The following is a 24,067-nucleotide window of genomic DNA, read 5'->3' as shown; positions in this document are numbered from 1 at the left end:
CGGTTCATGCTGCACCGCACATAAGGGATCGATGTATTCCGCCGCCACCCGCCCGGTCCTGCCCGATTACGATGTCGTCATCCCCTGCCACAACCGCGCGCATGTCGTCGCGGACGCGGTGGCCAGCGTGCTGGCTCAGGAGCATGCACCGACGCGCGTGATCGTCGTCGACGACGGGTCGAGCGACGATAGCGCCGCGGTGATCGACGCCCTGGCGCGCGCCGGCGCGGGGCGTGTCGTCGCGGTGCTGCTGCCGCGTAACGGCGGGGCGTCGAACGCGCGTAACGCGGGCGCGGCGCTGTGCCGGGCGCCCTGGATCGCGTTCCTCGACAGCGATGACCTATGGCTGCCCGGAGCGGCGGTGGCGTTGCTGCGCGCGAGTGCGGAGGCCGATATCGTCTGCGGCCATTTCCGACGCGTCGAGGGCGACGGTCACCCCGGCGAGCCGGAATGCGGCTGGTGGGGCGACGACATTCGCGTCGCGCTGTCGCACGGCGGGGTCATCGGGCCGTCGTGGTCGATCGTCCGGCGCGATGTGGTCCGGCGGGTGGACGGGTTCGATCCGTCCTTTCACAATTGCAACGACTGGGATTTCTACACGCGCGCCGCCGCATCGGGCGCGACGTTTCGCCGGATCGACGCGGCGGTCGCGCTGTATCGCACGGTCGCCGGGCATCGCCTGGTCGCCGACGTCACGATCGGTGCCGAAAACGCGCGCCGCGTCCTGTCGCATCCACTCTTCCGGCAGCATCGCGAGCCCGAGCCCGCTTGAGGTGAGCGCACGTTTGCGCCACCCGCCGCTCGAGATGCCGTCGCCCATGGCGTAGGCCGGGCATCCGGCGGCTCCGGGCTCCACCGGCGGCTTCTCCGCGGTCCCGAGCGATAGCGGGAAGCGGACGTCCAGCGGCAGCGACGGCCGGCCCGGGCATGACCAGACCAGAATGACCTGTCGAGGCTCCGCGATCAGCCCCGGCGCCAGCCCAGCATCGCGCGCAGCGAACGGCGTGCGGCGCCGGGGCGATGCCGCACCGTCATCAGATCGGGCGCCGACAGGTCGGTGAACAGCCCGCCGGCGGGTTCGTAGAACTGGAACTGCATCCCGTATCGCTGGTCCGGCACGCTCTCGTCGGTGCACGCCACGCTGTGGAACGAGTGCCGCGTCTTCAGGAACAGCAGGAAATTGTTGGGCCGATACGGTGCCAGCTTGCTGACGTGAAACCCCTCGACGGGATGATGGTCGTTGCCCCAGCAGCGGACCAAAGGGTCGTCGGGTTCGAGCAGCTCGGTGCCGAAACGCTCCCACCCGGTTTCGCGCGGCAGCGAGAAGATGCAGGTGAAGACGCGTGTCGGAATATCGGTGTGCGGGCCGATGTGGAAACCCGGTTCGTGGCGTTGCAGGAACAGTTCGCGCCGGAAATGCCGCGCGACCCCCGGATCGTCCATCAGATTGCCGAAACGGTGGCGGAAATATTCGGGCGCCTTGGCGAAGATCAGCCCGGGGAACCAGTCGTCGGCCAGGAACACGTCGCGGATCGCGTCCCAGAAGGCGCGATCGTCGGGCGGCGCGTCGAACGGCTCGTCGGCGTGGAAGTTGATCTGGCGGCGCGCCTGATAGGGGGTGCGCGCGGTCACGTTGGATGCGTCCGCCGCGTCGCGCCACACGCTGCCGGCATTGCGCCGGAACGGATTGCCGGCGACGAGCCGGTCGTAGACGTCGGCGGGGAAGAAATCCTCGATGATGAGATGGGGGAAGGGCCGCTCGTCGATCGTCGCCGGGGCGAAGCGCGCCTCGATATGCGCGCGGATGCGGTCCACGAGGGCAGGGACGGTCTCGGTCATGTCGATGGTCTCGCGATGATCGGTCATCGTTTGGCCCCCCGCCGGCGCATGTTGAGCGCGTCGCGCGCCTGGACGAGCAGGTCGGGCGCGGTGGCGGGCAGGAACAGCGCCCAGACCGCCACCCCGGAGGCGACGCAGGCGGCCAGCAGCGCGGGCGGCGGCAGCACGCCCGCCAGCAGATGACGCGCCAGGAGCACGGTCACGCCCATGATCGCGGCCACGACCAGATGCGGCCAGGTCGCGCGCGCCAGCAGCCGGGGGTCGGTCGCGCTGTCGCGCCGCATCAGCCGCACGCCATAGGGCAGCAACAGGTACATGTGCACCGATGCGGCGACCGCGACCCCCATCAGGCCGAAGGGGGCGCCGAGCACCATCGACGCGAGCGTGGCGACGCCCTGCGCCAACTGCCAGTGGAGCATGCGATCAATCCGCCCCGCGGCGTAGAGCGCGGCCAGCAGCATGATCTGGAAGTGGATCGGCAGGCTCATGAGGCACAGCAGCGGCATGATCCGCACCGCCTCGCCCCATTGGTCGCCGAACATCAGCGGGAACAGCAGGTCGCTGACCGCGGCGAGCCCGAAGAACACCGGGAAGATCAGCATGGCGGAAATGCGCGCCAGCAGCAGGAAGGTCTCCGCCGCGCGTGCCGGATCGTCGCGCTGGCGCGCGAGCGCGGCGAAGGCGACGGCGGAGATCGGTCCCGCGGTCAGTTCCACCGCCAGCATCACCGTCTGGCCGGCAACGCGGAAGGTCGCGATCGCGACCGCGCCCAGCACGATGCCCGCGACCAGGTCGAAGCCGCGCGCGTTCAGCTGATTGAGCGCGCTCGACCCCATCAACCGCAGGCTGTCGGGCAGCAGCGGGCGCAGCAGCGCCGGCGCGACGAACGGGCGCGGTCGCCAGCGGCACGCGATCCACAAGGTCGCGGTCTGCAACGATTGGTACGCCAGCATGCGCAGCACGAGCGCCCACGCGCCCCAGCCGTGATAGGCGAGCGCCACGCCCAGCGCGCCCGACAGCAGGCTGGCCGCGATCAGCCGGACGGACAGCGCCTTGAAACCCATCTCGCGCGTCAACCGCGCCGCGTGGATCGATCCCGCCGTCGCGATCAGCGGCATGATCGCCAGCGCGGCGAGCACCGGGGCGAGCGCCGCGGGACGCATCACGTCGGCAAAGCCCCAGGCGACCAGCAGGATCGCCAGGCTGAGCAGCGCGCCCAGCGCGTTGGCGCTCCAGAAGGCGGTGTCGAACAGCCGGTCGTCGACCTCGCGCTGTCGCACCAGCGCGCGCGCGATCCCGGCATCGAGCAGATCCTGGATCAGCGCGGTAACGATCGCCGCCAGCGTGACCACGCCGAACTCCGCCGGGGTCACCAGTCGCGCGATGACGACGAAGACGCCGAAGCGGACGATGCGCTCGACGATCGTCCCGGCATAGGACCAGAAGGCGCTGCCCGCGATCGTGCGCGCGGCGGCGTCGCTCACGCGGGCTCCCGTCCCGTCACCATCGCAGTCATCGCCGGCGCGATCCGCGCCAGCGCCTCGGCGCGGAACAGCGTGACGTGCTTGCCACCGACGTCCAGCCGCTGCCGGCGCGGCACCAGCGGATCCCACTCGCCGGCGTCGAAGTGGCGGTGCGCCTCATCGCTGAGGACGAGCAGCGCGGGCGCGTCGATCGTCCGACGTCGCCAGCGACGCAGCGCGCGCCCGCGCAGCCGCTGGATCAGCCGCTGGCGGCGCCAGAACAACGTCTCCGGCGACAGCCGCCCGGCACCGCGCAGCAGCGCGCGGCGCGCCAGCCCCAGCGCGCCCAGCGTCAGCGGGATGCCGAATGCTGCCTTGTCGACCAGCAGCGCCAGCCGCCCGCCGTCCGCCGTGGCGAAGGGATTGCCGCCGACCAGCCGCGGTACCGTCTCGCCGTCCTGCGCCGCCTCGATCGCGCGGAAGGCGCGGTGGCGCAGGAACGGGTCGAGCAGGGTCAGCGAGCCGATCCGCCGGCCGGCGACGACGAGTTGGTGCGCCAGCTCGACCGCGACGATCCCGCCGAAGCTGTAGCCGGCGAGGTGCACCGGGCCGTCGGGCTGCCGCCGCTGCACGACCGGCACCAGCAGCCGCGCCGTCGCGGGGATGTCGCCGATGACGCTCATGTCGTCGCCCACGTCGGGGAAGCGCATGGTCTCGAACCGGATCGTGCCCGCAAGGTGCTGGCGGAAGGCGGCGAGCTGCGGCTGATCGCCCAGCGAGCCGGGCAGCAGGAAGACGAGCGGCGTGTCGTCGTCGGTCGCTTGCGCCTCCTCGCGCACCAGCCGCTCCGCCAGCTGCCGCGCGGTCATGTCCTGTTCGAGCAGGTCGAGCGCGAGCGGGCGCGCCAGCGCCTCCTCCAGCCGCAGCATGAAGTGCAGGCTGCGCAGCGAATCCGCGCCGCTCCCCGCCCAGGGCAGGTCGGGCTCGAACGGCAGGTCGCGGAACGTCGCCTGCCAGCAACCGCGCAGGACGTCGAGCATCGCGTCGGCGGGGGAGGGGGCCTGGGTCACCGCGCTCAATCCTCTATCGCCTGATAGACCAGGGTTTCGAAGTCGCCCAGGATCGGGGGGATGACGGCGGGCCAGCTGACCGGCAGCATCAGCACCGCGACCAGCCGCTCGCGCGGGTCGTTGAACCAATAGGTGCCGAACGCCCCGCGCCAGCCATATTGCCCGACCGATACCGGCGCGCCCCGCGCCGCCACGTCGTCGGTGACGAACACGCCCAGTCCGAACCCGCGGTCGCGCCAATAGGGCGTGGCGAAATAGGGGATCGCGCGCTGTTCGGGGGTCAGGAAGTCGGTGGTCATCAGCTCCACCGTCTTGCGCGACAGGATGCGTTCGTCCCCCAGCCGCCCGCCGTTCAGCAGCATCGCGCCGAACCGCGCGAAGTCGTCTGCGGTCGACAGCAGCCCCCCGCCGCCGGAGGGATGCGCGGGCGGACGGCTGAAATAGCCGCCGGCCGCGGGATCGTGCACCGTGCGCTTGTTGTTCAGCCACCCGACGGTCAGCGCCGGACCGAGCCGCGCGATCGCGTCGTCGCCCGCCCAGAACATGGTGTCGTCCATGCCGAGCGGCGCCAGGATGCGCTCGCGCAGGAAATCGGGAAAGGTCGTGCCCGCGGCGCGCGCGATCAGGATCGCGAGCACATCGCTGGAAAATCCCATCACCATCCGCTCGCCCGGATCGTGGATCAGCGGCAGCTCGGCGAGCCGCGCCAGCCAGACGTCGGGGGCGAGGTCGGGCCGCATCGACGTGCCCGCCATCAGCGCCATCGCCGCGCGCCCGATCGGTCCCTGCGGCATGGCGTAGCTGGCGAAGCCGGCGCGATGGGTCAGCAGGTCGCGCACGGTGATCGCGCGCGCAGGGGCCCGTACCGAGTCGAGCTCCGCACCCGGCGCGGTCAGCACGCGCGCGCCGGCCAGTTCCGGCAGCCATTGCGCGACCCGGTCGTCGAGCCGCAATGCGCCTTCCTCCAGCAGGATCAGCGCCGCGACGCTGGTCACGACCTTCGTCATCGAACCCAGCCGCCACAGCGCATCGCGCGGCAGCGGGGTGGCGGCCTCGTCGCCCAGCGTGCCCAGCACGTCGCAATGCGCTTCCACGCCGTTGCGCAACACCAGCGTCACCAGCCCCGGCGTCTCGCCGCGATCGACATAGCCGCGCATCGCGCGGGTCAGGCGGCCGAGCCTGGTGGGGGAAAGCCCGGTAGGGGCGGCTACAGCCATGCCGCGAACAGCACCGGCTGCATCGCCATGGCCGCGGCGGGATCGCCCTGAAGCTGCATGCGCCCGTCGTTCATCAGCACGACCGGATCGAGATGACCCGCGAGCACCGCGTCAAGGTCCGCCTTGGCGAGCACCAGCGTGCAGGCGGCGTCGCGATCCTCGTTCGTCACCTCGAACCCCTCGGCGCGAATCACCCCGGCCTCGCCCAGGTCGACCTTCAGCGACGAGGCCACCGGCTGGCGCGACAGCGCGTCGCGCAACTTCGACGTAAGTTCCTCGACCGTGGCCATATTTCCCCCATCCGTCCGACGCCCCCGCGCCGGCCCATGCCCAAGGTGCACATAAGAAAGTAGACCTTAAGACGCTAGGTCATAAAGAGCCGTTGACGAGCATTCCGGGGGGACGAGACGTGAAGAGGGGGCGGGGGCGCGCCGCGCTGGGGCGCGGGTACGGCGGTATGGGCGCGGCGATCGTGCTGGCGCTGTCGCCGGTGGCGGCCAGGGCGCAGGAGACCGGCGGCGATGCGGTCGCGGGGGACGACCTGATCGTCACCGCGTCGGGACGACCCGAGACGCAGGCGGAGGTGCCGCTGTCGGTCCAGGGATTCGACCAGCGCGACCTGCGCGGCCTGGCGATCCGCGACGTGCGCGATCTGGCCGCATTCGTACCCGGGGTGTTCGTCGAGACGCAATATCCCAGCACGCCCGCGATCGTGATCCGCGGGATCAGCACCGACACCGCGGACGTCACCGCAGAGCCGCGAATCTCCGTCTATCAGGACGGCGTCTACGTCTCGCGCCCGCAATCCGCCCTGTTCGAGCTGTACGATCTGGCGCGGGTCGAGGTCGTCAAGGGGCCGCAGCCGACGCTGTTCGGACGCGGTGCGCTGACCGGCGCGATCAGCGTGGTGCAGAACAAGGCCGATCCGCGCGCGGCTGCGGCCCGGGTGACCGCGGGCGTCGGCGATCTGGAGGCGTATCGCGCGGAGGGCATGGTCAACCTGCCGCTGTCGTCCGCGGTGGCGGTGCGGATCGCGGGCGTCGCGCGGCGCGAGGACGGCTATGTCCGCAACCTGGCGGGCGGTCCCGATCTGAACGGCAACCGCATCGGCGCGGTGCGCGGGGCGGTCCATGCCGATCTGCCCGGCGGCGGCGCCATCGACCTGATCGGCAACGTGCAGCGCGACCGTTTCACCGGCCTGTCGTACAAGTCGGGCACGTTCGCGCCGTCCGATCCCGCGACCGGAGCGCCGCTGGGCACCACCTCCCCCTTTACGCCCGCCTATCTGAACGTCGCCGCGGATTTCCCCCGCGGCGGGCTGGGCGGCAGCCGGGACCTGGCCGGCGCGACGCTGCTGCTCGACCAGCCGCTGGGCGGCGACTGGGGGGTGAGCGCGACCGCGGCGTGGACACGCTTCCGCACCAGCTTCGTCGGCGATTTCGACGGCAGCGCGCTGCTGACCGCGGCCTCGGGCGAAATCACGCGGGGACGACAGCTGAGCGCGGAGGTCCGCGTGCGCTACGCGCCGACCGGCGGCATCTCGGCGATCCTGGGTGCGAGCGTGGCCGAGGAGCGCGGGACGCAGGACATCCTGACCCAGATCGACGAGCGCGACCTGCTGGCGTTGCAGACCGGGTTCCTCGATCGCCGCAACACGGCGCTGCTGCCCAATGCGGTCTATCGGAACCCCGCATTGGTCGCAGGGCAGCTTGCGGGTATCGCGGGCGCGTTCGGCGTGGCGCTGCCGGCGGGACAGGCCGCGGCACTGGCCGCGAACCTGCAGGCGAACCATCGCGAGCGGTTGCTGCGCGCCAGCCGCGCCCGCTTCTACGAGGGGTTCGCCAGCATCCGGTTCGAGCCCGCGGCGCGGCTGGCGATCGAGGGCGGCATGCGCGTCACCCTGGCGGACAAGCGCAGCGACCTGGCCACCGTGATCGAGCAGCGCTCGGTATTGGCAGGCTTCTTCGGTGCGCTGACGCAGCCCGCGGTGGTGCGCGATGCGCTGCTGGGGGCGCTGTCGGTGCCCGGCGCCGCGGCGATCCCGCCCTCGGCCGCCTATCCGGTGCCGCAGTTCGGGCTGCTGTACCAGCCGACCGCGGGCAGCGGCGACAGCGCCTCGATCGATCGCGCCGGGGTGAGCGGCAGCGCCTCGCTGCGCTACGCCGCCTCGCCGTCGCTGAACCTGTACGCCACCTATGCGCGCGGACGCCGCCCCGAGGTGCTGTCACCGCAGCCGCCGCTAGCCCCCGGCGCTCCGTCGCGCTTCTCCGTCCTGGCGGCGGAGACGGTCGATTCGATCGAAGCCGGCGCGAAGCTGCGGCGCGGCACGGTGCGACTCGACGGCGCGATGTTCGCGTATCGCTACCGCCATTTCCAGACCGAGCTGCTGCAAGGCACGACGCTGGTCTCGGTCGATGCCGGGCGCGGCAATACCTGGGGCGGCGAGGTGTCGGCCCGCTACGACCCGCTGCCCGCGCTGGGGCTGTTCGCCAGCTACGGCTATACGCATGCGCGCTTCGGTGACGGGCTGTACGAGGGCAATCGCTTCCGCCTGTCGCCCGATCACCAGGCCGCAGCGGGCGGCACGGTCACGGTGCCGGGGCATGGCGGTACGCTGTCGATCGAACCCGCGCTGGTGTGGCGCTCGCGGATCTATTTCGACAACAGCAACGGCGACCTGTCCCAGTTCGCGGGCGCGTTCCTGACCCCGCTGCCGTTCCAGTCGTCGCAGGCGCCGTACGCGCGCGTGAACCTGCACCTGGGCTATGCGCCCGATCGCGGTCGCTGGCGGCTCGATGCGTTCGCCACGAACCTGCTCGACCGGCGCTATGTCCGCGACATCGGCACCGGCAGCCTGTCGTTCGGCCTGCCGAGCTATATCGCCGCATCGCCGCGTGCGGTACGCGCCGAACTGACGATCATGACGGGAGGGGCACGATGACGGCGGCAGCAGACGGGACGGCGCGGACCCGGCTGACCTGGATCGAGGATCGCCCGGTGCCGCTCGACCATGGCGGCCCGACCGACCGGCCCTATGTGCCGATGGCGACCGATGCCGACACGCTGCTCGGCATCCGCCCGTTCGAGCGCGTGGTGGCCCGGCTGCCCGACAAGGTCGCCGCGTACGACGGCACGATGCGGCTGACCTATGCCGAGATGCTCGACCGCGTCTATGGCCTCGCCGCGCGGATCGACGCGGCCGTTCCGCCGGGCGGGGTGGTCGCCTCGCTGGTCGGCAGCACGGTGGCCGCGCCGATCATCGTCATGGCGTGCGTGGCGGTCGGGCGGACGCTGGTGCCGCTCGACGCGGGCCACCCGCTGGAGCGCAAGGCGGCGATCATGCAGGAAAGCGGCGCGGTGGCGCTGATCGTGGAGGCCGGCGCTGCGCATGACGACGGCTTCGTCGCCGCCGACCTGCCCCGGCTGACGCTCGATCCCGCCGCGGTCACCGGCGCTGCCCGCATCGAGGCGCCGGGCGATCCGGACGCACCGATGTACGTCATCTTTACCTCGGGCAGCACCGGGCGACCCAAGGGCATCGCCTATGCCAATGCGGCATCGGCGACGATGGCGCAGCAGGTCGACCTGTTCCACATCAACGAGGACGACGTGCTGATCGGGCTGGGATCGCTCAGCACCGGCGGCTCGCGCGACGCGTTTCTGGCGCTGACGACCGGGGCCACGATCCGGCTGGTGGACGTGAAGACCGCCGGCCTGATGGAGGCGCTGCGCGTGATGGGGGAGGAGGGTGTCACCTTCCTCAGCTTCGTGCCGTCGTTCGTGCGCATGGTCTTCGGGTTGCCGGGGGTCGAGCGGTCGGTGCGGCACCTGCGCGTGCTCGACCTGCACGGCGAGCGCACGCTGGCGCCTGATCTGGCGTTGATGCGCGAGAAGCTGCCCGCGGATTGCCGCATCAGCATCACCATGGGGGCCAGCGAGACGGGCTTCGTCTTTTCCTGGTTCGTCGACGAGGCGAAGATCGAGGGCGGGGTGGCGCCGGTCGGCTATCTGCTGCCCGGCAAGCGCGTGGCGCTGGTCGACGAGGCGGGCGGGCCGACGCCGCCGGGCGCGATCGGCGAGCTGCTGGTCGGGGGGACGCTCGCGGCGGGGGGCTGGCAGGCGGGGCGGCTCACCACCGGGCGCTACCTGTCCGATCCGGACCATCCCGGCGAGCGGCTGTATCCGATGGGCGACCTCCTGCGGATGCGCGACGACGGGCTGTTCGACTATATCGGCCGCGCCGATCGCCGGCTGAAGATCCATGGCCTGTGGGCCGACCTGGGCGAGATCGAGGCGGCGCTGCGCTCGTGCGGGGGGATCGCCGATGCCGTCGCCCTGCCGATCGAGGTGGACGGCGAGGGCGATGCGATCGTCGCGGTCGTGGTGGCGGACGATGGCGACGAGGCGCCCGATGCGGCGACGCTGCGCCGCGCGGTCGGGCTGGCCACCGCGGAGCATATGATCCCCCGCACCATCCGTGTCATCGACACCATCCCGCGGCTGGCGAACTACAAGCCCGATCTGGTCCGGCTGCGCACGCTGTTCACCACGTAGCCGCGGCTCGCGACGTCTCCGCCCGGTCGGCAGCACCGCCGATCGGCACCCCGCCGGGCGCTCGATCCCGGCCGGCCTAGGCGACCGGGCCTGTCTCGGTCGCCTCGCGCGCGGCCTGCCAGCGACGTGCAAAAGCGAAGAACTGGCGAGCGGCGCGATTGGCGTCGCGCCCCAGCACGACCGCGAAGTCGAGCCAGAAATGCAGACCCTCCACCGCCCGCGGCGCCAGGCCGGGTGGGACCGGGAACCAGCCGATCCCCAGGGCGCAGATGCCGTGGCGCTCGGCATAGCGCTCGACCGCCAGCGCGTTTCCTTCGGCGGGGATCACCAGCTCGGCACCGCAATCGGCGAAGAATGCCTCGATCGGATCGGTCAGCGCGCTGCCATGCTCATGGTTGATCATCGCGACGCGCACCCCCCGCAAGGCGCTGCGCGGGATGACCCGACAGGCCTCAAGGGGGGATCCACGCGGGACCAGCAGGTTCATCGCCTGGCGCCGCAATACCACCCGGTCGAGCGTGTCGGGATATTGCGTTTCGTTGTAGATCGTCGTCGCGTCCATCCCCGGCTCCACGCACGGCGCGCTGATCCCCAGCAGGACCGATACGTCGAGACGGTCACCGACGAGATCGGGGATCTGCGCGCTCTGCAAGCGGTTGTCGATCGAATAGCCGATCTCGGGATGCTCCGCCGCGAAGGCGTCGAGCAATGCGACGCGCTCGGGGAGGTCCATCGTGTACATCGCCGCGCCGAGGCGGAACCGGGTACGATCGGCCGATTGCATCGCCTCGACCTCCTGCCGCAGCCGTTCGGCCCGGACGAGGAGGTCGTCGACGAGCGGCAGCAGCCGCGCGCCGTGCACCGACAGCGCGACGCTGCGCGTCGTGCGATGGAATAGCGGGTGGCCGATCGCCTGTTCCAGCTCCTTGAGCTGACCCGAAACCGTCGGCTGGGTCAGGTTGAGCCGCTCCGCCGCGCGCGTGAGCGATCCCTCCGCCGCGATGGCAGCGAAGCTGCGTAACAATCGTAGCTCCGGATGGAACACGGTTTCCCCTCTCCTCTGCCGACCCGACATCGGCAGATCCCAGCGAAATACCAGACCTATCGGCATCGTCTATAGATCAGCTCACAGGCCGGGCGCGGGCGAGGGTGAGGTCGCCCGTCCGGTTATCGTCTGTGCCGCCGGTCGGGAACCCGCGCCCGCTCATCGCCTCCACCGATCAATGCGCAGGTCTATCCGATTGGTGGCTGCCATGGACGTGTGTCACTCAACGACCAGATCGCTCGCCGGGGCGACGACGGGAGAGGTGTATGAACGAGATCGCGCTGGGCACGCCACGCCTGCTGGACCGTCTCGACGAGATCGATGCCGCATGGTTGACCGCGGTGCTGCGACAGGCGGGCTACGCGACCGCGTCGGTGACGGACTTCGTGGTGACGCCGATCGGCAACGGGAACGTCAGCGACACCGTACGGATCGACCTGACCCACGCCGCCGCGGGCGAGGCGCCGGCATCGGTGGTGTGCAAGTTCCGCTGCTCAGGGGAGGTCGCGCACGCGCACGGAATCAGCAGCGGCTCCTACTTTCGTGAAACGGGAAGCTATCCGCTGGCCGCGCAGGCCTGCCGCACCCCGCGGCTGCACTGGGTCGCGGGCGGACACGACAACATCAACCTCGTCATGGAGGATCTGTCGCGCACCTCGCGCGCGGGCGATCAGATCGCGGGCTGCAGTCCCGCGGACGCGCGTGCGGTGGTGGCCGAGCTGGCGCGGCTGCATCGGCGGTACTTCCCGATGAAGGAAGCCGATGCCCCCGAATGGTCGATGAGCATGGCGGCGACCGCCGATTACTGGATCGCCGCGATCGAGCGCGCCTTGCCGATCATTCGCGAGCATGTCGCGGCGCGCCTGAATGAGCGGGAAATGGCGACCGTCGAGGCGGCGGTGGCGGCGGCACCGCGATGGTACCGCCTGCCGATGCACCACGGAACGCTGACGCATGGCGACCCGCGCGTCGACAATATCCTGTTCCTCGATCGCAACGCCGGCGAGGTGCAGGCGGTGTTGATCGACTGGCAGCTGACCGGCTGGCGCAACCCGATGCATGACGTCGGCTATTTCATGTCGGGCAGCGTCACCGAAGCGGACCGGCGCGCGCACGAACGCGACCTGCTGGCCTATTATGTGGCGACCTTCGGTGACGGCTATCCGCTGACGGATGTCACGCGCGACTATCGGATTCAGCTGCTCAGCGGGTTGATGACGACGATCGCGGCCTACGGGCTACTCACGCTGTCGCCGCCGCTCGATGCGTTGCTGCTCACGCTGCTGCGCCGCAATCTCGCCGCCGCGATCGACTGGGATTCAATCGCGGCGATCGACTGATCGCCATCTCGATCGCGCCGAACGATCGGCAACGTCGATGAATATCCGCGCAAACCCGATTGGACGCGTCGCCGGTGGCTGCGCAGGATCGCCGATGGAGAGGAGAAAGTCGTGGATCAAACGCTTTCCGATAACATCGACGAGGTCATCGTCGATCCCAAGACCTATGGCGATGAGCACAGCTACCACCGCGCGTTCAGCTGGCTGCGCGAGAACGACCCGGTGCACTGGACGGCGCCGGACCGCTACCGACCGTTTTGGGCGGTGACGCGTCACGCCGATATCATGGCGGTCGAAATCGACGCGAAGAGGTTCCTCAACGACCCGCGCCAGTTTCTGGTGACGGCGGCGGACGAGGACCTGCTGTTCGAGCAGACCGGCAGCCGCAAGTTCGCCGACAATCTGGTCGCGATGGACGACCCGAAACATCGTGCCTATCGCGCGCTCACCTCGGCATGGTTCGGGGCCAAGAGCCTCAAGAGCCTGGAGGACGAGATCGCCGCCCTGGCGCGCGAGACGGTCGACAGGATGATCGACATGGGCGGCGCGTGCGACTTCGCGGCGGATGTCACGGCGTGGTTCCCGCTGCGGACGATCATGATCGTGCTGGGCGTCCCGCGCGAGGACGAGCCGCTGATGCTGCAATTGTCGCAGAAGCTGTTCGGGGCGGTCGGCGGTGTCGAGGGGATGGCCGGAATGGTCGACGCCTTCAACGCGTTCAACGCCTATTTCACCGGGATCACCGCCGATCGTCGCGCCTCCCCGCGCAACGATGTCGCGACGATCCTCGCCACCGCGACGATAGACGGCGCGCCAATCGGCGAGGCGGAGCGCAACGCTTACTACCTGATCGTCGCGGCCGCGGGGCATGATACGACCAGCTCATCGATTTCGGGCGGGCTTCTCGCCTTGATTCAGAACCCGGCGGAAATGGCCAAACTGCGGGCGGACCCGTCGCTGATCGGCAAGGCCGTCGACGAATTCATTCGCTGGACCACGCCGGTGAAGCACTTCTTCCGTACCGCGGTGTCCGACTGCGAGGTCGGGGGGCAGCGGGTGCGGGCGGGTGACAATCTGATGATGTGCTACCCCTCCGCCAATCGCGACGCGGCGGTGTTCGATCGGCCGTTCGAGTTCCGGGTCGATCGCCCCGATGCGCGAAAGCATCTGGCGTTCGGCTATGGTCCGCACACCTGCCTGGGCAATGCGCTGGCGAAGCTGGAAATCCGCATCCTCTTCGCGGAAATGCTGGCGCGGATCGACGACTTCCAGCTGGCGGGAGAGCCGAAATGGGTCGAAGCGAGCTTCGTCTCCGGGCTCACGTCGCTGCCGATCCGCTACCGGGCCGGTCGGGGATGACGCCCGCGCGGAAGCTGGCCGAGCGCTTCGGCGACGTGGCGGCGATGCGTGCGCTCTATGCGCCGGACGTCCGGTGGCGCATCTCCGCTTCGCTGGGGGTGCCGCCACTGGAGGGGCGCGATGCGGTCAGCGCCTTCAACCGGCAGGTATGGACCGAGCATCATCGCCCCGATTGCGTCGTGACGATCCTCGACGAGGCGGGGGACGACGCGACGAGCGCGGTGCGGTTCACCTACCGCGCCTGGTCCCACTTCGCCGCGGACTGGTACGAGAACGAATATACCTTGTTCGTGCGAAGCGGGCCGGCGGGCATTTCTCACGTCGCCGAGAGCTTCGACACCGCAGCGACGATCGATTTCCTCGCCGGGCGGGCGCCGGGCACGGCCTGGACGACGGTGGGCGGCGATGCGGGCGAGCGCGTCGGCGCCCTGGGACGCGCGGACTGACCTCCTGCGCGGCGTGACGTCGTCAGGGCGGTGGTGCCTGCAGGATCGCCATCGCGCCGGTGTCGAGGACATGGGCGACGTGGCGGTCGAGCATGGTCAGGAACATGCGGTCGCCGCGCTCGGTGCGCTTGACCATCATAGCGGCGCCCACCGCGACGTTGATCCCGGCGAAGGAGAAGTGGCGATAATCCTCGTCGAGTTCGGCGCGGCCGTAGCCCGTCACGCCGCCGCGCCGGAGTTCGTCGAGATAGGTGTCCAGCAGGCCACCTTCCGCGGCGCGACGATCCGGCGGGGTGAAGGCGCCGCCGATCATATAGGCGACATCGACCGCATTATGGCCCAGCGCCGCGGACTGCCAGTCGACCACGCGAACGCCGCCGTCGGCGCCGAACAGCATGTTGTCCGGGCGATAATCGTTGTGCGTCAGGCAGCGCGGGCGATCGAGCGGCGCGCCGTACCGTTCGTAGCGCTCGGCCAGTCCGTCGCATACCCACACCATGTCGTCGGTCAGCCGGTCGGCATAGCGGTCGCGGAACGCGGGCCAGGCGCCGCGCAGCACGCCGGCCTCGTAGAAGGGCTGCGCCAGTGGTCCGGTATCCAGCCATTGCAACGCCGGGTCATCGCCGCGATCCCAGAACGCGGCGTGCAGGCGCGCCGCCTCTCGCATGACGCGCAGTGCCGCGTCCGGGGACACGCCGGCGAACTGATCCCCGGGTGTCGCCGGGGCGCAATCCTCCAGCAGCAGCACGAAGGCGTCGGTCCCGGCGTCGAACGCCGCACCGTAGCAGCGTGGGGTGGCGATCGCGGCATCGGCGGCGAGGTGGCGGTAGAAGCCGACCTCGCGTTCGTACAATCGCCAGGCGGCCGCGACCGCGCGGCTGTCGGGATCGGCGGCGGCGAACTTGCCGATGATCGTCGCCGGGGCCGGGGCGGAACCGGGCGCGTAGGTCGGGGTGAAGCGGGCGGTGTCGCCCAGCTGGCCGGTTCCGACCGGCTGCATCGCCAGAGCCGTGATCGTCACGCCGGGCCCGAGCCGCGCGGCGAGCCATTCCGGCGTCACGGTATCCGGGCGCGGCAGTGCGGCAGCGATCCGGGTCATGCCCGTGGTTCCTCTCCGGCGCGCCATCGTCCGGGCCCGTCCATGACGCAAAGCTAACGCGCGGCGGCGGCGGGTCCAATCGGCATTGCCCGGCCACTTATCGCCATTGGCTATCGATCCGTACAAACCCGGCGGACGCTCCATGGTCGAAACACGACCGCGGGCGCGATCGCGACTGCCGTGCGGCGTGTCCCGGCGCCGGGGGTCGCCGGCCGGCTCCGTCATCCGTCCCGACGCGCAGGCCGCGTCAGGTCGTGGCCCGCGCCTCGGGAGAAACGCGAAACAGCGCCGCGCCGTGTACCGGCAAGGTGGCCGCGACCCTGCCCTCCGCACGTCCCAGGTCGCGGCCCGACCACAGGTCGCGCACGCGCACCGCGCCGGTGAGGCCGAGCTGGTCGAGGCCGATGGCTACTTCGCGCGGTTCGCGCTTCGGGTTCAGCTTGTCGCCCGGATGGAACAGGGCAACATAGCGATCCTCCGATCCCAAAGCGCGCGCCGACCAGATCCGCAGCCCCCATTGCACGTCGTGCGGGCGGTTGTCGGTCGACGCCTGATTGACTGCCAGCACCTCGCGGTTCGTCAGCAGGGCGAGCGTCGGGGCGTCGAGATGGCGCAGGTCGCCCCCCATGATGAGCGGCGAGCGCGCGATCGCCCAGAGGGTCATGAGCGTGCGCTGCTCGTCGGGCGTAAAGCGCGTGTCGCGCTCCCCAAGGGCCAGCCGCCCCAGGGGGAGCATGTCCGCGTCGGGCCACGCCCCGGGCCGGCGATAGGGCGTCCAATTCTCCAGCCGGGCGAACTGCGCCTCCAGCATCGGCCATTCGTCCCACAGATCGTCCGCGATCCGCCACATCTGCGCGTGGCGCGACACATGGTCGCCCTGCAGCAGCGGTGTTTCGCCCGGCGACAGGCTGAGGATGATCGGCCGGCCGCATCGGGCGATCGCGGCGTGCACCGCCTCGATCTCCGCGGCACGGGTATCGTAGGGGTAGCTCATGTCGTCGATCTTGATGAAGTCGAGCCCCCAGGACGCATACAGGCGGAACACGCTGTCGTAATAGGCCTGCGCCCCGGGCTTCGTCATGTCGACGCCCCACATGTCGGGGTTCCAGTGGCAGGGGTTGTCGCGGTCGGCGATGTCGGCGGCGCGATAGGGCGTGCCCTCGATCGGCAGGTTCCGCTCCACCGCCAGCCGCGGAATGCCGCGCATCAGGTGCAGGCCGAACTTCAGGCCCAGCGCGTGGATCTTGTCCGTCAGCGGCGCGAAGCCCGCCCCGCGGGCGCTGGAGGGAAAGCGATTGGGCGCGGGCAGCAGCCGCCCATGCCGGTCCAGCGTCGGCACCGGCGTCGCGCTATAGTCGTAGCTCGACGCCGACGGCTCGTACCACTGGATGTCGATCGTGAAGATGTCGTAGCCGAACGGCAGCAGCCTGGCCGCCATGATGTGCGCCGTCTCGAGCGCCTGCGCTTCGTTGATCGTGGTGGCGAAGCTGTTCCAGCTGTTCCACCCCATCGGCGGGCGCAGCGCGAGTGCCGGCTCGGACGATGCCGCCGCGGCGCCGGCACGCGCCGCCGCGGCGGACGCGGCACCGGCGGCCGCGCCCAGCAGCACGCTGCGCCGGCTGACCGCCGGCGATGCGTCGTTCTCCATCATGTCCCTCCCGTCTTCCTTCCATGCCGTCCACCGGCGCCGCGCAGCGCAGTCCGGCCCGATGGCCCGTGCCGGTCAGTCGGGCCGTGCGTGGCGCGACGCCCGCCGGTGCCGACCATGCCGGTGCGGGCATCTGCCCGTCGTGCCGCCCGACGGACGCATCATGCCTGCAGGCGGATCAGGGCGGATCCGTGGGGCGGAAGGGTCTGGACCAGCCGCGTGTCGACGCGCGGCAGCCGAGCGCCCGACCACAGGTCGGTCGCCTGAACGGAACCGCTGATGCCGAGCGTCTGGAGCGGGATGCCCACCTCCTTCGCAGCCTTCGACGTGTTGAACAGCGCGACGTAGCGATCGCCGGGCGCATCCTCCGGCCGGGCGGACCAGATCCGCGTGCCGTCCTCGAGGAAGTGGGGCTTGTTGTCCGTCGACGCCTGATTGACCGCCAGCACCGCGCGGTTGGTCAGCAGCGCGAGCGTCGGCGCGTCGAGATAGCGCAGGTCGCCGCCCATGATGAGGGGCGAACGCGCGATCGACCACAGGGTCATCACGGTCCGCTGCTCGTCGGGGGTGAACTTCGTGTCGCGCTCGCCCAGCGCGAGGCGGCCCAGCGGCAGCATGTCGGCGTCCGGCCACGCACCGGGGCGGCGCCACGGGTTCCAGTTCTCCAGCCGGACGAATTGCGCCTCGAGCATCGCCCAGTCATCCCAGAAATCGTCGGAAATCCGCCACATCTGCGCATATTCGCGGACGTGGTCGCCGCGAATGACCGGCGTCTCGCCCGGCGACAGGCTGAGCACCATCGGCCGGCCGGTGTTGACGATCGCCTTGTGCGCCCCCTCGATCTCGGGCGCATGGGCGTCATACGGGCGGCTCATGTCGTCCATCTTGACGAAGTCGACGCCCCAGTCGGCGTAGAGCTTGAAGACGCTGTCGTAATAGGCTTGCGCACCCGGCTTGCTCATGTCCACCCCGTACATGTCGGGGTTCCACGAACAGATGCTGGTCGTATCGGCGATGTCCTGCGCGCGGTAGCGCGTGCCCAGCACCGGCAGGTTCTTCTTCACCGCGAGACGCGGGATGCCCCGCATCAGGTGGATGCCGAACTTCATCCCCATCGCGTGGACGTCGGCGGCCAGCCTGGTGAAGCCGGACCCGTCCGCGCTGGAGGGAAAACGATTGGGCGCGGGGATCAGGCGGCCGTAGCCGTCCATGGCGGGGATCGGGGCGGTGTTGTATTCGTAGCTCGACGCCTTGGGCTCATACCATTGGATGTCGACGGTGAAGACGTCGTATCCGAACGGCAGCAGCTTGTCCCGCATGATCGCGGCCGTCTCGCGGGCCTGCGCCTCAGTGATGGTGGTGGCGAAGCTGTTCCAGCTGTTCCACCCCATCGGCGGACGCGGTGCCAGCAGATTGCCGGCACGCGCCGCCGTCTCCGCCTGATCGCTCGACGGTCGCGGCGCGGCGCGGGCGGCGGATGCGGGAATCGCGAGCGATCCCGCCACCGCCGCCCCGGCGATCGCCGCCCCCCGCAGCGCGTCACGCCGGTTGATCGTCTTGTCCGTCATCACATCCTCCCGTCTTCTCGTTCGCATCAATGTCTGACAAAAAACATACGTCGACAAGGGAAAACAGGCAGGTCGCTAGAGCGAGGTGTCGTGACAGGTTTGCGACAGGTTGGGGGAGAGTTACATTTATCTTGTCTGACTATTGATTTCGATGTTGACCGGCATATAAGGCGCCGGGAGCGGACCAGAGGTTTACGGCTGGCCGTCAGGGAAGGGGATCAGCGATGAAGGCACTTTTGCTGTGCGGCGTGACGATGATGGCGTTGGCCGCGGCGCCGGCGAGCGCGCAATCCAATGCCAATGCGGTGGCGGAGACGGGCACGCCGCGGGCGGACACGCCGGAACAGCCGCGCGGTCCGTCGGAGGCCGCGCCCGGGGAGGCGGACATCGTCGTCACCGGCATCCGGGCCAGCCTGCGCAGCTCTGTCGCCACGAAGAGGAACGCCGACAACATCGTCGACTCGATCTCCGCCGAGGACACCGGCAAGTTCCCCGACAACAACGTCGCCGAATCGCTGCAGCGGATCACCGGCGTCGCGATCGATCGATCGGGCGGCGAGGGTCAGTTCATCACCGTCCGCGGCCTGGGACCGGAGTTCAACACGGTTCTGGTCAACGGCCGGATCATGGCGACCGACAATGACGGCCGCGAATTCTCCTTCGACGTGCTGTCGTCGAACATGATCCAGCGGACCGACGTCTACAAATCCTCGCTGCCGCAGCTTCAGGAAGGCGGCATCGGTGCCACCGTGAACGTCGTCACCGCCCGTCCTCTGGACGGCAAGTCCGGCCTTCACGTCGCGGCTGCGGCCGGCGGCATCTATGACGGCCTTGCGAAGAAGCTGAGCCCGGATGTCTCCGGCGTCGTCAGCTGGGCCAATGACGACAAGACGCTCGGGGCGGTGCTCGCGGCCTCCTACACCGACCGGCGCAGCCAGCGCGACTTCGTCGATCTCAACGGCTGGATCCAGGGGCCGCAGAACCGCATCAACGCGTCGCCGACCGCGACCGGCCTTACCCCCGACGCGCTCAGCCCGGCGGGCGACGAGACCGTCTTCAACACGCCGCGCAACCTGAACTACAATCGCGAGACGCAGCGTCGCGAACGCCTGAACCTGTCCGGTGCGGTGCAGGCGCAGCTGAACGATGCCGCGCTGCTGACCATCGACGGCATCTATTCCAAGTTCAACGTCGAGAACGTCAACCGCTTCTTCGGCATCTTCTACACCGAGCCCTTCATCGGCCTGACCACCAACGCCAACAACACGGTCATCGGCTTCAACCGGCCGGGCACGAATTTCGTCTCGGCCAATCCCGCGCTCAACGATCCGGCGCTGGGCCAGCGGCAGGTGACGGCCTCGCAGAACGACAACATCGTCACGCCGTCCAAGCGCCTCACGGAAAGCTATCAGTTCGGCGCCAACGTCGCGGTCGATCTGTCGGACCGGCTGACGATGAAGTTCGACGCGTCGACCACCAAGGCGATCAGCAACCGGCCGCGCCAGTTCCTCGTCGTCGGATCGCTGGCGCAGACCGCGCCGCGGTTCGATCTGACGCCGGAAAACGACCTGCCGACCGCGTCCAATCTGGGCCCGATCACCGATGCCAGCCTGCTGCGCGCGCATTACGGCCTGAACGAATTCGTGCGGGTGCGCGACAAGGGAACCGAGTTTCACATCGATGGCGCGTGGAAGGCCGACGACGGCGTCTTCCGCAAGATCCTCTTCGGCATGGCCTACAACAAGCGGCAGAAGACCCGGACGCTGGCCAACAACGAGGATACGGTCTGCACCTATTGCGGCTACGAGGTGCCGATCCCGTCGCGCCTGGTGACCCCGTACACGCTCGACGGATTCCTGAACAAGGCGTCGGGTCGCGAGAACGTGCCCACCAACTTCTTCACCTTCGACCCGGCGGACGTCTTCGCCTATATCTCGCAACCCTCGGTACTGGCCACGCCGCGCCAGGGTCGCACCGCGGCGGAGCAGCAGGCCGAGGCCGCACGGGTGCTGGCGTTGCAGGGCGGCCCCTACGGCCTGCGTGACCGACCGGGCCAGCGGCTCGACGTGACCGAGAAGGTGGCGGCCGGCTATGTCACGGCGGAGTTCGGCGGCGACAACTGGACGGCCAACGTGGGCGCACGCCTGGTCGACACGAAGCTGGTGTCGCGCGGTTTCGGGCAGACGGTGCTCGCGATCGCCCGGAACGCCGGCGACGACAACCTGGTCTTCACGCTGAGCGCGCCGCAGCCGGTCGAGATCCGCAACAGCTACACCAACATCCTGCCCTCGGCGAACATCAAGTATGACATCGAGCGGAACGTGATCCTCCGCGGCGCGGTGTCGCAGACGCTGACCCGGCCGACGCTGACGTCGCTCGGCACCGACAATTTCTATTCGGGCCGCGTCACCAACGCGACGTCGGGCGGCGGCAATCCGTTGCTGCGGCCGTTCCGGTCCACCAACTACGACCTGTCGCTGGAATATTACCTGAGCGATGTCAGCTATCTGAGCGTCAGCGGCTTCTACAAGCAGTTCCGCGACTTCCTCGAGACGCAGACGCTGACCGCGCCACTCGCCGGCGTGACCCTGCCGGCCAACCTCACCGGGCTCCAGTTCCAGGATACCCGTACCCGCAACGGCCAGTCGGGTTCGATCCTGGGCGTCGAGATCGGCGGCCAGTACACGCTGGACCGGCTGCCCGGCGTGCTGTCCGGCCTGGGCGTCGCCGGCAACTACACCTATGTCTCCAGCAACGTCGACCGGGGATCGGGCTCCGCCAGCAATGCCGGCTGCGGCTATAACGGCCTCTCGCCGCACTCGGCCAACGGCAGCATCTTCTACGAGAAGTTCGGTATCCAGGCGCGCGCCTCGTACAATTGGCGCTCGTCCTTCCTGCGGGCTTGCTTCGGCGCCGCATCGCGCCCCGAGAACCGCGCCTCCTACGGTCAGTTCGATGCGAGCATCGCCTACGACGTGACGCCTGCGATCCAGGTCTATGTCCAGGGCGTGAACCTGACGAGCGCCTATGTTCGCGACTATTCCGACCTGGAGGAGCGGTTCCTGCTGCTGCAAAATACCGGAAGCCGGTATCTGTTCGGCATTCGCGGACGCTTCTGATCTCTCCCCTGCTCCTCTCCGGCACCCGCCGGGGAGGACTTTTTCTTCCATCATGACCGAACGAGGCGACCGCCCATGTCCCGCTGCAAGATGATCGCCCTGTCGTCGGCCGGAATCCTCGCATCGGTCGTGACGTCACCCGCGGCGGGCGAGGTCCGGTACGACCCCGCGTCGCGCGTCTTCCGGCTGACCGGCGGCGACACCGAATATGACATCGCGGTCGACGAGCAGGGCTATCTGCGCCCGGCGCACTGGGGAAAGGCACTCGATGCGGCGACCCCGATCATGCTTCCGCCCCTGCCCGCACCCCCCGTCATCGGCGCGATGGACCCGCCCAGTTCGGTGACCGCGCAGGAATATGCCGGGCAGGGCGGCGGCATCGTGACCGAACCGGGCATCAAGGTGGCCTTCGCCGACGGCAATCGCGACCTGGTTCTGAAATATCGTTCGCACCGCATCGCGGGCGAGACGCTGACGATCGAGCTGGCGGACATCTCGCGGCCGTTCACGGTCACGCTCCGCTACACCGTCGATCCCGCCACCGGCATCGTCGGCCGCTCGGCGACGGCGCGCAACGACGGCAAGGCGCCGGTCCGCATAGACCAGATCGCGGCGGCGACGCTGACGCTGCCCTATCAGCCCGGCTATCGCCTGTCCTATCTCGCCGGGCGGCAGCTGGCCGAGTTCGGCTTCGCGCAGCAGGACGTCGGTCCCGCGCTCGCGGTGCTCGAAAGCCGCCGCGGCGGCACCAGCAACCATATGTCGCCCTGGTTCGCCATCGACCAGAAGGGCGTCAGCGACGAGGAACATGGCCCCGTCTGGTTCGGCACGCTCGGCTGGAGCGGATCGTGGCGGATCAGCGTCGGCACCGACCTGATCGGCCGGGTCCGGATCGCCGGCGGCTACAACCCGTACGACTTCTCATGGCAACTGCGTCCCGGCGAGACGCTGGAAACCCCGATCTTCTACGTCGGCTATTCGGACGACGGGATGGGCGGTGCGTCGCGGCTTCAGCATCGCTTCCAGATCGCCGGCATCCTGCCCGGCAACGGCCGGCCCAAGGTCCGCCCCGTGCTGTACAACAGCTGGGAGGCGACCGAATTCGCCATCGACGAGGCGGGGCAGATCGCGCTGGCGGAAAAGGCGGCGCGGATCGGCGTGGAACGGTTCGTGATGGACGACGGATGGTTCGGCAAGCGCGACAGCGACCGCGCCGGCCTCGGCGACTGGACGCCCAGCCGCACCAAATTCCCCAATGGCCTGGGCCCGCTGATCGATCGCGTCCACAAGCTCGGGATGGAATTCGGCCTGTGGGTCGAACCCGAGATGGTGAATCCCGACAGCGACCTCTATCGCGCGCACCCCGACTGGGTCATCAATTTCACCGGGCGCCCGCGAACGGAATCGCGTAACCAGCTGACGCTCAACCTGGCGCGCGCCGACGTGCGCGATCACGTCCTGAAGGTGCTCGACGAACTTCTGACGACCAACGACATCCAGTATCTGAAATGGGACTATAATCGCAGCTTCAGCGAGCCCGGCTGGCCGGAACAGCCGGTGGCGGACCAGCAGCGCCTGTACGTCGACTATACGCGCAACCTCTATTACATCCTTGCCGAGCTCAAGAAGCGCCACCCGAAGGTCGAGATCGAGAGCTGCTCCAGCGGCGGCGGTCGCGTCGACCTCGGCATCCTGCGCTACACGAACCAGGTCTGGACGTCCGACAACACCGATGCCTTCGACCGGCTTACGATCCAGGACGGCTTCACCCACGCCTTCACGCCCGCGATCATGATGGCGTGGACGACGGACGTTCCCAATTGGGCGACCGGCCGGACGGTCGACCTTTCGTATCGCTTCCTGTCGGCGATGCAGGGTGGGCTGGGCGTCGGCAACAATCTCAACAAATGGGGCGCCGCCGACTTCGACGTCGCGACCCGGATGATCGCCGACTACAAGACGATCCGCGCAACCGTGCAGACGGGCGCGCTCTACCGCCTCGCCCGGCCCGGCGACGGCGGTCCCACGGTGGACACGCTGTACGTCGCGGACGACAAGCGGCAGGCGGTCCTCTTCCACATGCTGCAGAATTACCAGGCGCGTGACGACGTCCCGGCGATCAGGCTGCGCGGCCTCGATCCCGACCGCCGTTACACCGTCCGCCTGGCGGGCGGCGGCAAGCTGCCGGACGGCATACCCGCAAGCGCGCTGGGCTCGCGGTGGATGTCGCAGGGCGTGACGATCCCGCTGCGCGGCGACTTCAAGGGCGCGGCGCTCATCTTCGAATAGACGCCGCGGCG

Annotated in this window: 17 protein-coding genes; 8 read left to right on the top strand and 9 right to left on the bottom strand. The window is 69.4% G+C overall.

The window, feature by feature from the left end:
- The first annotated feature begins 31 nt into the window (after window positions 1-31).
- Window positions 32-772 carry a glycosyltransferase family 2 protein gene (locus PGN23_RS18255; protein ID WP_335304522.1) on the top strand — a complete coding sequence of 247 codons (741 nt, stop codon included), beginning with the start codon at window positions 32-34 and terminating at the stop codon, window positions 770-772.
- 191 nt (window positions 773-963) lie between these two features.
- Here the strand turns inward: PGN23_RS18255 and PGN23_RS18250 are convergent, their stop codons facing one another.
- From PGN23_RS18250 to PGN23_RS18230, 5 genes are read right to left on the bottom strand one after another with little or no spacing between them, the layout of a single operon-like run.
- A complete protein-coding gene (locus PGN23_RS18250) occupies window positions 964-1,866 on the bottom strand; it encodes a hypothetical protein (protein ID WP_335304521.1) in 903 nt (300 codons plus the stop codon).
- On the bottom strand, window positions 1,863-3,323 hold the full coding sequence (locus PGN23_RS18245) for a lipopolysaccharide biosynthesis protein (RefSeq protein ID WP_335304520.1): 1,461 nt from the start codon (window positions 3,321-3,323) through the stop codon (window positions 1,863-1,865). Before PGN23_RS18245 ends, PGN23_RS18250 begins: the two co-directional genes overlap by 4 nt.
- Window positions 3,320-4,372 carry a thioesterase domain-containing protein gene (locus tag PGN23_RS18240; protein WP_335304519.1) on the bottom strand — a complete coding sequence of 351 codons (1,053 nt, stop codon included), beginning with the start codon at window positions 4,370-4,372 and terminating at the stop codon, window positions 3,320-3,322. The genes PGN23_RS18245 and PGN23_RS18240 overlap by 4 nt, the downstream gene beginning before the upstream one ends.
- A gap of 5 nt (window positions 4,373-4,377) precedes the next feature.
- Window positions 4,378-5,589: a serine hydrolase domain-containing protein gene (locus tag PGN23_RS18235; RefSeq protein ID WP_335304518.1), complete on the bottom strand. Its 1,212-nt coding sequence runs from the start codon at window positions 5,587-5,589 to the stop codon at window positions 4,378-4,380.
- Window positions 5,580-5,879, bottom strand: coding sequence for an SCP2 sterol-binding domain-containing protein (locus PGN23_RS18230; RefSeq protein WP_335304517.1), 300 nt, complete (start codon window positions 5,877-5,879; stop codon window positions 5,580-5,582). The genes PGN23_RS18235 and PGN23_RS18230 overlap by 10 nt, the downstream gene beginning before the upstream one ends.
- 119 nt (window positions 5,880-5,998) lie before the next feature.
- On the opposite strand from PGN23_RS18230, the gene PGN23_RS18225 reads away from it, so the two are divergent.
- Together PGN23_RS18225 and PGN23_RS18220 are read left to right on the top strand one after the other, a co-directional pair.
- Window positions 5,999-8,530: a TonB-dependent receptor gene (locus PGN23_RS18225; RefSeq protein WP_335304516.1), complete on the top strand. Its 2,532-nt coding sequence runs from the start codon at window positions 5,999-6,001 to the stop codon at window positions 8,528-8,530.
- The gene (locus tag PGN23_RS18220; protein ID WP_335304515.1) at window positions 8,527-10,143 is read left to right on the top strand and encodes an AMP-binding protein; all 1,617 of its coding nucleotides are present in this window, start codon (window positions 8,527-8,529) and stop codon (window positions 10,141-10,143) included. Before PGN23_RS18225 ends, PGN23_RS18220 begins: the two co-directional genes overlap by 4 nt.
- A gap of 76 nt (window positions 10,144-10,219) precedes the next feature.
- On the opposite strand, the gene PGN23_RS18215 is transcribed toward PGN23_RS18220, so the two are convergent.
- Window positions 10,220-11,188, bottom strand: coding sequence for a LysR family transcriptional regulator (locus PGN23_RS18215; RefSeq protein WP_335304514.1), 969 nt, complete (start codon window positions 11,186-11,188; stop codon window positions 10,220-10,222).
- 266 nt (window positions 11,189-11,454) lie between these two features.
- Between PGN23_RS18215 and PGN23_RS18210 the strand changes: the two genes are divergently transcribed.
- The 3 genes from PGN23_RS18210 to PGN23_RS18200 all read left to right on the top strand — a co-directional run bounded on the left by PGN23_RS18210 (window position 11,455) and on the right by PGN23_RS18200 (window position 14,333).
- The gene (locus PGN23_RS18210) at window positions 11,455-12,528 is read left to right on the top strand and encodes a phosphotransferase family protein (protein WP_335304513.1); all 1,074 of its coding nucleotides are present in this window, start codon (window positions 11,455-11,457) and stop codon (window positions 12,526-12,528) included.
- A 111-nt stretch (window positions 12,529-12,639) separates the two neighbouring features.
- Window positions 12,640-13,887 carry a cytochrome P450 gene (locus PGN23_RS18205; protein WP_335304512.1) on the top strand — a complete coding sequence of 416 codons (1,248 nt, stop codon included), beginning with the start codon at window positions 12,640-12,642 and terminating at the stop codon, window positions 13,885-13,887.
- Window positions 13,884-14,333 carry a nuclear transport factor 2 family protein gene (locus PGN23_RS18200; protein WP_335304511.1) on the top strand — a complete coding sequence of 150 codons (450 nt, stop codon included), beginning with the start codon at window positions 13,884-13,886 and terminating at the stop codon, window positions 14,331-14,333. The genes PGN23_RS18205 and PGN23_RS18200 overlap by 4 nt, the downstream gene beginning before the upstream one ends.
- Window positions 14,334-14,355: 22 nt before the next feature.
- Here the strand turns inward: PGN23_RS18200 and PGN23_RS18195 are convergent, their stop codons facing one another.
- The 3 genes from PGN23_RS18195 to PGN23_RS18185 all read right to left on the bottom strand — a co-directional run bounded on the left by PGN23_RS18195 (window position 14,356) and on the right by PGN23_RS18185 (window position 18,648).
- Window positions 14,356-15,432, bottom strand: coding sequence for a phosphotransferase (locus PGN23_RS18195; RefSeq protein ID WP_335304510.1), 1,077 nt, complete (start codon window positions 15,430-15,432; stop codon window positions 14,356-14,358).
- 247 nt (window positions 15,433-15,679) lie between these two features.
- A complete protein-coding gene (locus tag PGN23_RS18190) occupies window positions 15,680-17,080 on the bottom strand; it encodes a glycoside hydrolase family 27 protein (protein WP_443019823.1) in 1,401 nt (466 codons plus the stop codon).
- Window positions 17,081-17,241: 161 nt separating this feature from the next.
- Complete coding sequence (locus tag PGN23_RS18185; RefSeq protein ID WP_335304508.1) at window positions 17,242-18,648, bottom strand: glycoside hydrolase family 27 protein; 1,407 nt, start codon at window positions 18,646-18,648, stop codon at window positions 17,242-17,244.
- Between the two features lie 224 nt (window positions 18,649-18,872).
- Here PGN23_RS18185 and PGN23_RS18180 point away from each other — a divergent pair, with 224 nt between their 5' ends.
- Both PGN23_RS18180 and PGN23_RS18175 read left to right on the top strand, forming a co-directional pair.
- Window positions 18,873-21,767, top strand: coding sequence for a TonB-dependent receptor (locus PGN23_RS18180; RefSeq protein ID WP_335304507.1), 2,895 nt, complete (start codon window positions 18,873-18,875; stop codon window positions 21,765-21,767).
- A gap of 75 nt (window positions 21,768-21,842) precedes the next feature.
- Window positions 21,843-24,056 (top strand): alpha-galactosidase, encoded by a 2,214-nt coding sequence (locus PGN23_RS18175; RefSeq protein WP_335304506.1) that lies wholly within the window; start codon window positions 21,843-21,845, stop codon window positions 24,054-24,056.
- Window positions 24,057-24,067: the final 11 nt, after the last annotated feature.

The organism is Sphingomonas adhaesiva (genome assembly GCF_036946125.1).
Taxonomy (GTDB): Bacteria; Pseudomonadota; Alphaproteobacteria; order Sphingomonadales; family Sphingomonadaceae; genus Sphingomonas; species Sphingomonas adhaesiva_A.
This window is presented reverse-complemented; position numbering and strand designations above follow the sequence as displayed.

What these genes read in the sequence shown, in the direction of transcription:
- PGN23_RS18210 (WP_335304513.1), top strand. Translation starts at nt 11,455, where the DNA reads ATGAACGAGATCGCGCTGGGCACGCCACGCCTGCTGGACCGTCTCGAC.
- PGN23_RS18235 (WP_335304518.1), bottom strand. Translation starts at nt 5,589, where the DNA reads ATGGCTGTAGCCGCCCCTACCGGGCTTTCCCCCACCAGGCTCGGCCGC.
- PGN23_RS18190 (WP_443019823.1), bottom strand. Translation starts at nt 17,080, where the DNA reads ATGGAGAACGACGCATCGCCGGCGGTCAGCCGGCGCAGCGTGCTGCTG.
- PGN23_RS18180 (WP_335304507.1), top strand. Translation starts at nt 18,873, where the DNA reads ATGAAGGCACTTTTGCTGTGCGGCGTGACGATGATGGCGTTGGCCGCG.
- PGN23_RS18250 (WP_335304521.1), bottom strand. Translation starts at nt 1,866, where the DNA reads ATGACCGATCATCGCGAGACCATCGACATGACCGAGACCGTCCCTGCC.
- PGN23_RS18200 (WP_335304511.1), top strand. Translation starts at nt 13,884, where the DNA reads ATGACGCCCGCGCGGAAGCTGGCCGAGCGCTTCGGCGACGTGGCGGCG.
- PGN23_RS18185 (WP_335304508.1), bottom strand. Translation starts at nt 18,648, where the DNA reads ATGACGGACAAGACGATCAACCGGCGTGACGCGCTGCGGGGGGCGGCG.
- PGN23_RS18175 (WP_335304506.1), top strand. Translation starts at nt 21,843, where the DNA reads ATGTCCCGCTGCAAGATGATCGCCCTGTCGTCGGCCGGAATCCTCGCA.
- PGN23_RS18195 (WP_335304510.1), bottom strand. Translation starts at nt 15,432, where the DNA reads ATGACCCGGATCGCTGCCGCACTGCCGCGCCCGGATACCGTGACGCCG.
- PGN23_RS18220 (WP_335304515.1), top strand. Translation starts at nt 8,527, where the DNA reads ATGACGGCGGCAGCAGACGGGACGGCGCGGACCCGGCTGACCTGGATC.
- PGN23_RS18255 (WP_335304522.1), top strand. Translation starts at nt 32, where the DNA reads ATGTATTCCGCCGCCACCCGCCCGGTCCTGCCCGATTACGATGTCGTC.
- PGN23_RS18230 (WP_335304517.1), bottom strand. Translation starts at nt 5,879, where the DNA reads ATGGCCACGGTCGAGGAACTTACGTCGAAGTTGCGCGACGCGCTGTCG.